This window comes from Deltaproteobacteria bacterium, from assembly GCA_018668695.1.
GTDB lineage: Bacteria > Myxococcota > XYA12-FULL-58-9 > XYA12-FULL-58-9 > JABJBS01 > JABJBS01.
In genome coordinates, this window is record JABJBS010000185.1 from 1 (window position 1) to 13,284 (window position 13,284).

8 protein-coding genes are annotated in these 13,284 nt (G+C 49.6%); 2 read left to right on the forward strand and 6 right to left on the reverse strand.

Annotated features, from left to right (window positions below; genetic code table 11):
• From HOK28_09800 to HOK28_09810, 3 genes are all read right to left on the reverse strand, one after another.
• Positions 1-2,905, reverse strand: a 2,905-nt coding sequence (locus HOK28_09800; GenBank protein ID MBT6433375.1) for a response regulator, incomplete at its 3' end; no start/stop codon positions are given.
• Between the two features lie 61 nt (positions 2,906-2,966).
• Positions 2,967-4,085, reverse strand: a complete 1,119-nt coding sequence (locus HOK28_09805; protein MBT6433376.1) for a DUF3419 family protein — start codon at positions 4,083-4,085, stop codon at positions 2,967-2,969.
• Positions 4,086-4,094: 9 nt separating this feature from the next.
• Positions 4,095-6,860, reverse strand: coding sequence for a phosphotransferase (locus tag HOK28_09810; GenBank protein MBT6433377.1), 2,766 nt, complete (start codon positions 6,858-6,860; stop codon positions 4,095-4,097).
• Positions 6,861-7,401: 541 nt separating this feature from the next.
• Between HOK28_09810 and HOK28_09815 the strand changes: the two genes are divergently transcribed.
• The gene (locus HOK28_09815) at positions 7,402-8,472 is read left to right on the forward strand and encodes a hypothetical protein (protein ID MBT6433378.1); all 1,071 of its coding nucleotides are present in this window, start codon (positions 7,402-7,404) and stop codon (positions 8,470-8,472) included.
• A 156-nt stretch (positions 8,473-8,628) separates the two neighbouring features.
• Positions 8,629-9,540, forward strand: coding sequence for a hypothetical protein (locus tag HOK28_09820; protein MBT6433379.1), 912 nt, complete (start codon positions 8,629-8,631; stop codon positions 9,538-9,540).
• A 10-nt stretch (positions 9,541-9,550) separates the two neighbouring features.
• Here the strand turns inward: HOK28_09820 and HOK28_09825 are convergent, their stop codons facing one another.
• The 3 genes from HOK28_09825 to HOK28_09835 all read right to left on the reverse strand — a co-directional run bounded on the left by HOK28_09825 (position 9,551) and on the right by HOK28_09835 (position 13,216).
• Positions 9,551-9,925 (reverse strand): DoxX family protein, encoded by a 375-nt coding sequence (locus tag HOK28_09825; GenBank protein MBT6433380.1) that lies wholly within the window; start codon positions 9,923-9,925, stop codon positions 9,551-9,553.
• A gap of 26 nt (positions 9,926-9,951) precedes the next feature.
• On the reverse strand, positions 9,952-10,662 hold the full coding sequence (locus HOK28_09830; protein ID MBT6433381.1) for a crotonase/enoyl-CoA hydratase family protein: 711 nt from the start codon (positions 10,660-10,662) through the stop codon (positions 9,952-9,954).
• A gap of 148 nt (positions 10,663-10,810) precedes the next feature.
• Positions 10,811-13,216 carry a DUF1588 domain-containing protein gene (locus tag HOK28_09835; protein MBT6433382.1) on the reverse strand — a complete coding sequence of 802 codons (2,406 nt, stop codon included), beginning with the start codon at positions 13,214-13,216 and terminating at the stop codon, positions 10,811-10,813.
• Between the last annotated feature and the right edge of the window lie 68 nt (positions 13,217-13,284).

Below are 13,284 nucleotides of genomic sequence, written 5' to 3' on the forward strand. Positions count from 1 at the left end.
AAATTATTTCGTTCATGAGTGTCAGATAATCATTGAGCTGACCAGCGTAGGCTTTTGCATTGAGTCGCGTACCAAGCTGCGTAAAACCGCAGAGGTCACTGAACATGACGGTGATGGACCGTCGCCTGGGCTCTACGACCCATTCAAAATCGCCGCGAATGATATCTTCCACAAGTCCTGGTGGCAGATAACGCTTGAGCACGTTTTCTGTGAGCTGATGGTTAAGCTCTTCAACTTCACGTTCCCGCGCTTTCAACGAAAGCATATTGCGAACCATGCTGGTGAGCTCTTGGTCGTTAAAAGGTTTGCCCAGGAAAGCATTGGCGCCAATTTCTGTACCCAACACTTTACTCTCATCGTCGCTTTTCGCAGTCAGTAAAATCATGGGCGTCGAGCTAAGCTTGGGGTCGTCTTTAACGGCGGCAATGAGTTCTGGGCCGCTCATTTGAGGCATCATCCAGTCCGTTAAAATGAGATCTGGCTGCAGCTCTTGGGCTAGCTCTAAACCGCGTTTGCCATTGGGCGCGGTGATTACGTGGTAGCCGCTTTTTTGAAGTGTACCGCCAATTAAGGTGCGCATGTCGGCGAGGTCATCCACCACCAGCACCAGTCCGTTTTGGCGCTCACCTATATCGGGTAGAGCCTCAAGCTCTTGGGTTGTCTCGGTGCCAGTTTCGCCTTGGTCTTTGTCTAGTAGCCATTCCTTAACCGAGAACTCTAAGTTGTCAGCGTTCTCTGGAGCCGGGCAAAGAGGAATACTCGCCAAGAAGGTGCTTCCGGTGCCCACTTCACTTTCAACATCCACTTGGCCATTCATTTGCTCAATCAGTGACTTCACCAGGGCCAGTCCAAGTCCAGTGCCTTCGTACGCCCGAGTGGTGGTTTCATCAACTTGGCTAAACACTTCGAAGAGTTTGGCTTGGCCGGGTTTGGAAATACCGGGGCCCGTGTCTCGGACAAAAAGTTTTACATGATTATCTTGAACGGTGAACCCAAGCTCAATGCTTCCACGCGTAGGCGTATATTTGAGAGCGTTGGAGAGATAGTTGAAAACAACTTTTTCCAAGGCATCTGTTTCGCTCATGACCCAAACCGGTGGTTCTTTTTCATCAAGGGATTGTCCATCGCGGGTCACCGTGAATTCGATATCTTTGTTGGAACAAGCCGAGTGAAAGTAATCACCGCAGATATGGATGAAGCGATTGAGGTCGAGAGGTTCCAGCTTTAATTCTGATTTACCGGCCGATATTTTTTGAAAGTCGAGGAGCTGATTAACCAGCCTCAAGAGACGCATAGAGTTTTTGGTAGCAATTTCAATATCGCGATTGTCCGGTTGCTCACGCCTTTGGGACTCCAGCGGATTGAGAATCAGAGTGAGCGGCGTACGAAGCTCGTGGGACATGTTTTGGAAGAACTGTGTTTTGACTCGGTCCATTTCTTCCAGTTGTTCGGCATAGCGCTCGGCTTCTTCTTTGAGTTCTAAAGATGCGAGCCGGGCAGATTCTGCTTTGGCTTTTTGGCGCAATGCTTCGCGGGTGTAATTTTGGGCCTCGGCGGTTTGGAATCTTAAGTCTTCCGTGCGCTCAGTGACTTCCCGTTGCAGATGTTGCCCCAGGTGCTCTGCTCTCTTAAAGGCCTTGGATACCTGGTTTGAGAGAATGCCACTTTGTAAGACCACGAAGGCAATGAAGGTAAACGGTCCGATGTAAATGGTGTCGATGATTTGCATGGCCAGCATGATGTCGTTGGCGGTACCAACGATAAGGACACCGAAGCCGAGTAAAACCCAGCGAGCGAGGGGGCTGCCTTGAATAGATTTAAGGCCTAAGAATCCGACCACGCAGAGCAGGGCCCCTAAGATATGAAGATGGTAGAGGTAAAGATATGAGGAGTAGGTAGTGGGTTCGGTGAATAGGGTGAGTAGAATCAAGGCAGCGCCAGCGGCGTGGCCCAAAACCATTCCCAGTTCTTTGAAGCGTTCGTTGGGTAATAGGCTGTGGATGAAGGCATACATGCTCATGACGCAAAGAGGCATGGCGATATTTTCAAGAAATGAGACCCAGTGAAAGCCTTGTTGAGACCAGCCCATTCCCAATTGCTGGAAAAAGCGCGAACTCATCCAGTGCAGTAAACCAACCGCGAGACAGACCAAAGCAAAGTAGAGAGACGGGAGATCTTCTCGGCGCTGCAGGAAGAGTACAAGGTGATAGAGTGCCACAATCATCAAGAGCCCGAGTATGGCTGCGTTGAGTAGAGTCTGTTTATAGATGGCTTGAGCCATCACTTGGGAGAGGCCAAGATGCGGCGCGTTCCAAATACCACCTCGGGCAACATGGTAATTGCTTAGATGTACCCAAATGACGATGGACTTTTGCTCAGATGAGCCAAGATTAATAGACGTGTTTACTCGAACAGGTATTGTGCCATTGAGTGACCGAGCTGCAACACCTTGATTCATTTTACCCAGTGACTGGCTTCCACTGGGCTCGGTGATGGTCCAGTTGGCCGCGGTACCAATGGCCTGGGTGGAGATACTTAAATCATCTGAGCGAATACCAGGTGGCAGCTTCACCTCAACAACATAGGTAGCATGCCCTTGACTGGGAAGTGTTTGGCCCAAGAGGGTTGGATGGTTTTGTGTGTGCCATAAGCCAGGTACTTGGATGATGTTTTGATGCAGTTGACGAAAAGTCTCGATGGATCCAGGTGCTTGGAACTCATCCCAAAGAAGAAGCCAATCACCTTTGAGGGTAACATTGCCGTTTCTAGAGAAATCCCATTCGGATAAATCGAGGAGCCCATGTTGAGCGGTTGGAGATTCTTGATGTTTCCCCGCACAGCCCCAAAGAATTGTGAGGAAAGCTCCCATGAGGAGGAGACGACTGCGATGGACGGAAGGTGACAACTGAACTCCCTGGCGGGAATAAATGCACGGATAGAAGTAAGACGGAGCTGATCCTCGCCAGCTAGCTCCTTACAATCTCATCAATATGGAAGTCACCGTAGAAAAAGGCTCTGTCATTTTCCCAAAGCGACTTAGCGAGTTCTCTTTTCGGAGTAAGAATATTAGCTAGGCTCTCCGGGCGTGAGCGCGGTACCAAGAGATTCCAATAGGCGATTCTGCCACCTTCACGCATACCTTCGCCCAATGTTTTCAGGAAACCTTCGGTTTGTTCCTCAGACAGATACTCAAAAAGGTCCGAGAGGTTGGCTTTACTGTAGTGCCCAGGGTCAAAATCCTGAATGCATGCATCGAGTGGTTTATTCAAAATATGGAATCGAGGCATGAGGCTTCGAAGTTTGAGGTAATTCTCCGGGCGTAGATATGCAGGGCCCTTGGTTAAGTCGGCGTAGTTCGACGTTAGTAAAAACTCCAGATAGAAGTTGTCTTTGGTTGGTAGATCTTCACAAACATGCCGAAATCGGTCGTGAAAGAACTGGCCCACATCTTCGACCTCAACAAATTTGAATTGAGAGTGGTCGCGACCATGTTCTGCAATCATGTCGCGACTGGTATATTGCTTAAACGTCTCTTTGAACCTCGGCTCATTAAAATATTTTTCAAAGAACTCTTTTTGCGCCTCACTGCCACCTTGGTTTAGGTAGTTTTCCAGCACATCGTCAGGTACGGCAGCTGAGATGAACTTTTCTTGAAATACCCGAAAGTATTTTTCAAGACGCCCGCAATGCACAATTCCCATGTCGAGGACATCACGATTTTTATCCCAGAAGGCTTGAGCATCTTCAGGCATATCGGGCCTAATCTGTTGGTACAGAGCCCAGCGGTCATGCCCTGTACGAACACCCATCAAAACGATGAACTCTTCGTAGTAGAGTTTACTGATAGCAGCTTTTTTTAAATGACAAACAGCTGTTTGAGAGGGATTTAAATCAACGGCCGTAACACTGCGGGGCTCTTCAAGAAGCATAGCAAGGGCATTACAGCCAGCACTGGCAATTGACAGAATATGGTCATCAGGTCCAATGTTTAAACCCTTGATGAGCAAGTCGTAATCTTCCCATACTTGTGAATAACGAATGATAGCTTCTTGAAGGACTTCATTGATCTGCTTTTCTTCAGTCATAAAACTTCCCTATTTCCCGTCTTGAATGATGGTTCCCATATTACGAACCGAGCGCACAACACGTTCCAGGAATTTATAATTCCTGAAAGTATGTGACATTAGATACATACAAACCCGACTTATTGTGAAGTCGTGTAATGCTGCAATAAAGCCACGCCGCCATGTAACTGGATCGAGGGATTGACCTGAAGCTTTCTCCAGGCAGGTTCGGTGGTATTCGATATAGGTATCGATTTGTAGTTTCGAGGCCGACCCGTGCAGTGTAAACGAAAGTAATTCCGCAAGGTCTCGTTGTGGGATATTGATTGTGGCCAATTCCCAATCGTAGGCACAAAGGGTGAGATCATCACCATCTCGTCTGAAACCAATATTTCGCGGGTTAAAGTCATTGTGGACCAAGCAGCGTGGCATGGTTTCAATTTCCTTATACCAGCAACCGATATTTTGAATCATTTGACGGCATGCATCGACATCTTCTTCTTGGAACCATTCGGGGAATTCTTCGCCTGCATGATTGACCAATGCTCGCCAGAGTGGGGTCATCTCGAGCATGTCTTCTGTGGTCATCACATGCCCAATCCATGGTGCCATGCGGAGCGCGTCCTCTTGCCCTAAGCTAATGGAGTGAAGCTCAGCAATCCCCTCGATAGCAGCTCGAATGTGTGCATCTGTCCACTCACTCACATCGTCTGCGGTATTCATGAGTTCGAGGTCACTGATATCTTCCATGACAACGACATAAGCTTCACGCTCGGCATTGTTGTAACATTCGAATATTTTAGGAGCATATTTTTGAAAGCGTGGGTCGTTTTGCTTGTAAATTGCAAGCTCTCTTATGTGGCAATCCTTGAACCCGGTGCGGCTCTTGTTTTTATCGTGGGCACTTGCGAGATGTCCCGCACACATTTGAGCAACGGTGTTGGCCACGTGGATCACTTCTGTATCAGTTGGTTTGATTTTTATTACAACATCATCGTGCCCTTCGGTTCCATCAGATTTCTTATAGTGAATTTTTCGTGGAATGAGGCCGACCACTTTTTCCACTTGGCGTGATGTCATTTCGGTGACGATGCTGCTACCGACTTCAAGTTCGGTGGCTTCAATATTCGTGACAGTGAGTTCAGGGTCTTCGTATACGCGCTTGAATCCACGTTGAAAGAAATCGGGTGTTAAGTCGTTGAGTGTAAACCATTTAACAGGGCGGTTACGTCCAAGGCGGTCGTGTGCTGCTGCAAACTGACCACTGGCCATTGCTGACGCAGTCGATAAGTCCAGCGATAGACAGAAGCCTGCGATGATCTCGGCTAAGCGGCCAGCTTTATGAACACCTTTGCAGCCAATCATTTCAAGGTAATCGGCTTGGGCAGGTAGGCTGGTTCCTCCACCAACTGTTCCTACGATGAGGGCAGGAAGATCCATTGTGACGTGCAGGTCTCCACCGGCATCTCTAAAGCGAAGTGTACCAAGACTTGATTCGTGAACACAGGCAATATCTTGGCCACATGCGGTGAACATAGCTCCAATCACGTTGGCAATATTTACGTTGTTACCAATCATACCGATGTTCACACCTGAGCTCATTGCATCCATGTGCCCATCTTCAATCTGTCTTGAGCTAACTTTTAGAATGCGCTCGAGGGTGTCTTTCTGGATCAGGGCTTCGGCGGTCACCCGGGTACCACGGCCAGTAAGAAAGGATTGAAAGTTAACCTTTTTGTCGCCGCTCATGCCTCCATCGACCATGAAGTTCTGCACTTGAATTTCAGGAAAATGACGGAGTTGATCCAAGATCCACTGACAGGCTTTCCATGTGCAGGAGGTGGTCATGTTTTGGCCAGCGGCATCACCGGTTTCATAAGAGAAGGTAACATTCACGCGGTTACTAACTTGGTCAGGTGTTACACGGCGTAGTTTAGCGTGTCTGGATACTAATCGGGTTTGGGCTGCTATTTCTTCGAAATGGTCTTCAATCCAATGCCTAAACTTACTTGCGGCTGCACTTGTATTGAGAACAAACATGGGGACACGCATCATGACTTGGCGAAGTACTCGTGTTGTAACTCCGCCTGATCGAGAGATTGCTGTTGCACCCCTTGTTGCAGAGGCAACCAAAGCTCCTTCAGAAGTTGCCATGGGCGCATAAATAGGCCCGCGTACATTCATTCCGTTGAACCAGAGAGGCCCAGCTAGTCCAACAGGAATGTCGAGGCTACCTACAAAGTTCTCGATGTTCCCAGTTAGCTTTTCTGCGTCAAAGCGCGTGTCGTCAAGAGTTTCAAGTGGTTGGCTTGTATAACCTCGGATGAACTCGATACGCTCTTTTCTAGCCTTTTCGGTGTAGTGACCGCGGCCAGGAATAACCGGAAGTTTTTCAGGAATTTCTGTGGTGTAGTCTTCTGCCTCTTTAACTGTTTGAAGCTCATGCCAAACGCGCCAAAGAGAAGCGCGAGTTTCTTCATCTTCGCCCTCTAGGCCGATGTCTACATGCTGGTCATCTACCGGTGTGACTCTGCGAACAACCAGGCGTGACAGAGCTTGGCGGCTCATGGCAGTTCCAAGACTGACGTTATGAAGAAGGCTGCCTGCACTCGGGACTTTATCGAGTTCGAGATTGAGGCGAGCTCTTAAACCATGCTCGGAGAGGTCCATGACCTTTCCAATTTGAGTCGCGTTGTTGAGAAATACCTCGAGATAGGCGCTTTTTAGACCGCCGAATGCTTCATCGGTCTCATCCATCTCAAGCCGGTTTTTGACGCGATCTGTAACGTTACTCATGCTTTACCTCTGACTTATTTCGTCTTCGATGAACATATAAGGCCCATTCATCGTCCCAAGAAATGATAGCGCGTGCTTGGGGGGCACACAAACGACGAAGGAGTGCCCCAGTGCCGAAATATCCTTATGATATTTTTAGGAAAAATAGACGCAACAGAAGAAGTGGTCCTGCCGATACTAGATCATGGAGGCGCAACCGGCGCCCTAGATTGGGGACCATTTTTATGAGAAAAAAAGTAAGTAAAATCAGTAATCTGCCATTGGAGCGGAGTGGTGAGCACCCGGCGTTGCAGTTGGCCCCGTTACCTCAAGTAAAAGAGCCGAAAACGTCGAAAAAGCCAGATCCCCAAATCAATGCCGGCTTTTATATTCTACCCCGGTAACACAAAGTTCAGACCCAGTTTTGACCTATTGTGTCATCGCCGGACTGATCGTTTAGCGAACATTTTGAAGCAACAATGTCGTATCGCTGCCGAAAAACAATGCAAGACATAACGCGTGCAGCATCTAACGATTGCACGGAGCATTGGAGATACGAATAATGACAAACGCGCTTTCACCTCAAATTAACCTTCCGGTAAACCCAGAGCGTCGCTCTGTTTCAGATATGGTGTCTTTCTGGGAAAGTAAGTGCCAATCTCCAGCCGAACCCTCTAAAAAGCCTGCAGTCAAAAGTGGTGTTTCTGATTTCCCGATTGCGCGAGATTCGTTCGAGGCGCCTTCGACCAACATTCGACCCACCTTATTGCCGCGCGCGAAGAGTGAGCCAGCATTGCATTCGGCTTTAATCCCAAGCACTGCTCCAAAAGAAATGGATGCCCTAAGCCGCTCTCTCAGTGAGGGAGCGATGGCTACCACCATGGACGCAGTTGCGGTTGAGTCAGGTGCCAGTGAAGTTAATTTGGTTCCCGTCATTTCTACGCCTAATCCTGAAAGCAATCCCACATTGGCGGTTGGAACCACCGAACTTGTCCGTGTTAGCAGTGGAACCTCAAGTGTGGATGTAGCAACTTCAACGGATGCTTTAGCGGTAGCAACGACATCCTCGGTAGAAAAGAGCAAACCGCTTAATGGTGGTGCTCAGCTTGTAGAAGCCGTTACCGGTAAAACGGGCATCTGGGCGGGATTGAAAGCTCTTACCAAGTTTCGATTCGCTGAAGGGTTATCAAATATCGTCCGCGGCTTGGTCAGTGTCCCATTTGCTGGTGTTGCTGCGATTCTAGACGCTCCTCGAAAAATCGGTGATATCGCCTCAACCAAGGGCCAAGCTTTGGTGCTTCAAGGTGAGAACCAGGGCGGCCTGACTGGAGCTTTGAAAACTGTTGGTGGAGGACTAACCCAGGCAGCTGCTGGTATCGCACGGCTTGCTCAACCCGTAGTCGGCATGGCGCTTATGGCCTCTGCTGGACCGGTCGGTTGGGGTATCGGAGCTGTTTTACTCGGGATCTTTGTCGTTAAGGAATTATCGAGTCTTTTGACTGGAAAAACTCACGAGATGCAGACCTTTAAAGCTCTACGTGATGTGGTTAGCGGCGTAGGCGCAATCATTGGCGGTGTCGTTGAGGCTTTCGTCAATCCTATCAAGGCAAGGCTTGCGAATCAGGCGAGCTGACCCATTCAAGATGAATAGATAATCCCCGGCATCTGGAAGCAGGTGTCGGGGATTTTTTTTGGCCCGACCGTCAATCAAGCTGGCTGGCACGCGGTAGGTAAGGGCGCTACACTTTTAAGTAGGAAGTGGGTGGTTTCTCATCGAAGGGGGTTCAGCATGGGATATAGTTTGGGTTCGACGAGTCTAGTTGAAAAGATTTTGGCGATAGCTTTATTGGCAACACTTGTGGCGTGTGGCGGCGAGACTGAAACTGGTGACGACCTCAGTGATGCCTCTGACGCCAGTGACATCGCCGATGCTTCTATTATGTACCGCGTTCAGGAGTTGGTTCTTCGAGACCCACATATTGCAGTGGAGGCTCCGTTTATCGGTTGCATCGACTTAACCGATGAAGGCGCGCCTATGGGCTTGGCTCCTTCGGTAAACAGTATGATTCAAACAAGTATCACCACCGATGACGATGCCGATGGAGATCTTGATTTGAGCTTACTCATGTTTGTGAACCCGCTAGAAACTTCGCCGGGTGGCTCGGGACTGATTCGCATTGGCGATGGTCGCTGCAGTAGTCCTTTAGCGACTACAGTATGCAGTGTCGACTCGGCTGATCCCTTGCAAGACAGCTCCTATTCAAACAGTGAAGCTGGAGCCACTTCGGACTGCTTAGGTTTATTGGATGGTACGACCTCCGATTATTCGCCGCCGGTGAGTTCCGTCGCTCCAGATTGCTATGTTTCCGATGAGGTGGATCTGGTCCTGGATATCGGCGGTATTATGGTCGAGCTTGAATCAGCTAGGGTGTCCGCTCAGTATTCTGCGGATGGCGAAGGCGTGAGCATGGTCGGTGGTTTGATCCGCGGATTTATGTCGGAGCAGCGAGCATCAGAAATCACTTTACCAGACGATTTACCGGTGGTTGGTGGACAACCCGTGGACAGTATCTTGCCGGGGAGTGCTTCCGGTTGTTCAACGATTGACGCACGAGACACCGGTCCGGATGGCTCGACGCTAGGCTGGTGGTTTTATCTAAACTTTGAAGCCAGTGCGGTCGACACGGATGCTACTTGGTGAGTGGGCGGCTTTAAGTGTTTTCGTCTCTCGATTCTTGAAGCGCAATCCAGACAAGTGCGAGGCTGGCGATGGTCAGCGAGACTGGGTTGAACGCTTGAATGGTGACCTCTGGTGAGAATATCAGAACATCCATAAATAAGCCGGTCAGCGCGATACCAGCTACCCACAATGGCCAGGACTTCTTCCACAACAATACCAGCAACACTGCCAATCCCACCTCGGCAATGCCGCCTGCGAGAATCAGAATGTTGGTAGCAATGCCAATTGGGTGGACCTCTATGAGCGCAGCTTCGCTTGGATGCTGAAACAGAATTTTAGGAACAAGCCCGTGGTAGAAGAAAATAAAGGCCAGCGTAAGTCTGGCAACACCGGCTGGTGTACGAATGGATGGGCGGTCGGGAGCCACTGGGTTTAGCCTGCGCCCATTGCTTTAGCAAAGTTGGCTAAATCGTCGTCCAGGGTGGCATTGATGTAATCGATGGTTTTTCCACGAAGTCTCTTTTTGGTTTCGTAAAATGCCATCGAATTGTATCCCGCTAATACTGTTGCGGCCTGATACGCCGTTTCCATTAAGCTATCGCCGTCCACGATTTGGTCAAGGTAACCTGCCTTGACGGCGCTCTTTGAGTCATAGATGAAGGCGCCAAGAGTTGCGGCACTGAGTGCAGTCTTAGCGAGTCTGTCTCTTGCCAGCTCGATGCCAATGATGGGTAAAGGCAGTCCTACAGCTGTTTCGTTCAGGCCAATCTTGAAAGGGCCCTCTACTCCGATCCGAACGTCACCACAGAGTGTCATGAGTGCACCGCCTGCCACAGCGTGCCCGCTGCAGGCCACAACCAAAGGTAGACGTGAACCATAGAGACGCATGAAGAAGGGCGCGCCTTTTTTGAGCAGCCCATTGGCTGATTCTGGTCCTGCCATCATGACCTTTAAGTCAAAGCCTGCGGAAAACCTGCCTGCTCGTCCGGTAAAAACAATAGCCTTAGCTTCTTGTTCGGCTTTCGTAAGTGCAGCATCGAGTTCATCGAGCATGCTGTGGGTAAGTGCATTCACTTTCCCGTCGTCCATTTGAATCAGAGCGATGTCGTTTTGAAGAGAGTAGTTCACAGCCTGGGCAGTCATGGGATGTTTTCTCCAGATGGCTAGGTTAAGCTGGAGCTTATAAGAAAAGTAGGGTGAACCAAATCATTATCTCTTCGGTTCTAATTTCATCATTGTTGGTAAATCCGACGCCGCATTTGCTCTATGAAGATGCATGCTGTTTTGCGATCTAGAAGCTGGTGCAGTACCCAAAGCTGGCTGTCCCCGTGGGTGCCAGTGAAGCATTCCACCCTACGCCATGAACCACCAAGCTCGTCACAAGGTTTTGCGTAACCTCTGCATTCCAAATGTTTTCCAAATTGCCTTCAAGCGGAACTTCAATTTCCCAGGTAATGGTTGCGTCGGAATTGTTGGTTACGACCACATCGAAGCAGGCACCGGAATTCCAACGGCTTGCTTCTATGGTTTCCACGGATAGCCCCTCTGGAGTGGCCGGCCCCGATGGTGAATCGAGGATAGGTTCTTCACGCCCGCCAAGCAGCTCGTTCGTCGTCCAAACGATGGTTAAGTCTTGAGCTGTTGTATCTGTGGCCTCTGGGTCTGCATTTCGTGTGCGAAAGTGGGGTGTGTTGACCATGGCGAGAAGCCCACTTTGAATATCCGCCCCGTTTGAAACAAAGTTCGTTTCTAGGTTCTCCAGGGTTGTTTCGAGGAGAGGCTCTTGATGCAATCCATATGTGTAGCGAAGCCATTGCTCCGTAAAGCAGGCCTGTACATCTTGGCTGTTACTCAATTGTGTTGAAAGTTCGCGAGCACCATTCACGGTGGTATTCGTATGTTGGGTACCCGTGATTTCTCCCGAGGCATCGATGCCGTGGATTCCATCAACCTCACGAAAGCGCCCGATTCCGTCGAAGTGTTCGAAGGTAAAGCCGATGGGATCAATCAAGTTGTGGCAACCACTGCATGCAGGATTCTGAGAATGCTCCAAATAACGCTCTCGTGTACTTTTACTTAAATCCATTTGAGGTGGGGAAGTATCAAGGTTAGCCGGTGGCGGGGGGAGGGTTTGGCAAAAGAGTTTCTCGCGCACGAGAATGCCGCGATGAATTGGCGAGGATGAATTGGCCTTTGCATAGGTCGTTAGAAATGCACCCTCCGTGAGGATTCCGCCGCGGTACTCCGTTGCCTGCGATACTTTTGTAAATCCGTCGCTGGTAGCAGCATCCGCCGGTACAGCAATTCCGTAAAATTGCCCAAGCTCCTCGTTGAGATAGGTGCTTGAGTTTGTGAAGAGTTGTCCCAATTGGCCACCCATAAACACATCTTGAGTGAGGCGCCTTGTTTGTCCCAGCATAGACTGACGAATCGATGGGGTGAGTTCGGGATAATCTTCAGTACTTCGCGTTACCAGCATCAGCTGGTCAAGGCCGAGCCACGATTCCATAAACTCCCAAAACTTATTGGCACCAGCCTGGGTTTGCATAAGGCGGGATGCTTCGCTGAGAATACCTTCTTCGTTGTCGAGAAGTCCCGAACTGGCTGCATGAAAAAGGTCTTCGTCGGGAAGCGTCCCGGTGAGGTTATACGATAGTTCAGAGGCAATTTCCCAGGATGTGAGCTGATAGTCACCCTGCGATTGGAGTGTACCTATTTCACTTCTGTATAAAAAATGCGGCGATTGAAGCATACCCGTGAGCATCCATTGAATGCCTTGGAGGTAACCATCTTCGCTGGCCACATCGTACCAAAGGTCAAAATAGCGTTGTGCCTCTTCTAAGCTAAGAGGGCGCCTAAATATTTTTTGACCCAGTTCAGCGAGCAATTGGCTGGTGCAAGTTGATGGTCCATCGGCTTCCGGATCGCAGCTGGTATGACCGGATATATTTTGCGCGGCTCTTAGCGCGACGGTTTCAGCAATGCCTCGGTATTGATCTGCCAGGAGCGGCGAAACCAAGAGTGCATCGGTGTTGTTGGCAAATCCTTCCACCACATTGTCGGGGGCTAAACTCAGGTCAGTATCGATGGAATACGGGAAGATGCTGTGAATGGTGTTGCGGTATTCTTGGTGACTAAGTCGCCTTAAAAGCCTTGGGCCTGGCTGCATTGCTGAAAGCTCACCATCACCATCGCCGCCTGGTTCAAGCTCTTCGCCATCAGTTTCATCAGGGCAGGCGATATTTTGCCTAGATCTACCTATCCAATATTCGAGTGCGCGGTAATTGCTAGAGCCCATCTCAATCAAGTTGCCACCGGTGTGTTCTGAGCTGCCTTGTCCACTTGGGTGCTGCAAGAGTAGCGGGCCGGTTGCATCTTCTATTCGAGCAAGCTCCCATAGGGTTTCGAAGTTATGCTGCATATTGGTTGGGGAGAGCACCATTCTTGTATTGGAAGCAATGCTGTCGACTTGGTGGCAGGATATACATTGGTAGCTCAAGAAGGGTTGCCAGAGTTTAGTTGTGAAGTGCTCAGTGTCACTGCTGCAGTCGGGTGCCCAATCGGGTTCTGCGGTTTCGCTGGGTTGCGAAGCATTCGTCTCATCCTCCGCCGGATCAGAGACCTCGCTGCCACATGCGCTGGCAGTGAGAGTGAATACAATTGCAAAGAGGACTCTTTGAAGTTTAAGAGATGTCATTTTGATGTCCTTATCCGAAGAGTTCGCTGATGGAACCACTGCCCACAGAGGGGTCACCAAAGGTCTGG

Coding starts and splice junctions, on each gene's coding strand:
- HOK28_09830 (MBT6433381.1), bottom strand. CDS start 10,662: ATGACTGCCCAGGCTGTGAACTACTCTCTTCAAAACGACATCGCTCTG.
- HOK28_09835 (MBT6433382.1), bottom strand. CDS start 13,216: ATGACATCTCTTAAACTTCAAAGAGTCCTCTTTGCAATTGTATTCACT.
- HOK28_09810 (MBT6433377.1), bottom strand. CDS start 6,860: ATGAGTAACGTTACAGATCGCGTCAAAAACCGGCTTGAGATGGATGAG.
- HOK28_09805 (MBT6433376.1), bottom strand. CDS start 4,085: ATGACTGAAGAAAAGCAGATCAATGAAGTCCTTCAAGAAGCTATCATT.
- HOK28_09820 (MBT6433379.1), top strand. CDS start 8,629: ATGGGATATAGTTTGGGTTCGACGAGTCTAGTTGAAAAGATTTTGGCG.
- HOK28_09815 (MBT6433378.1), top strand. CDS start 7,402: ATGACAAACGCGCTTTCACCTCAAATTAACCTTCCGGTAAACCCAGAG.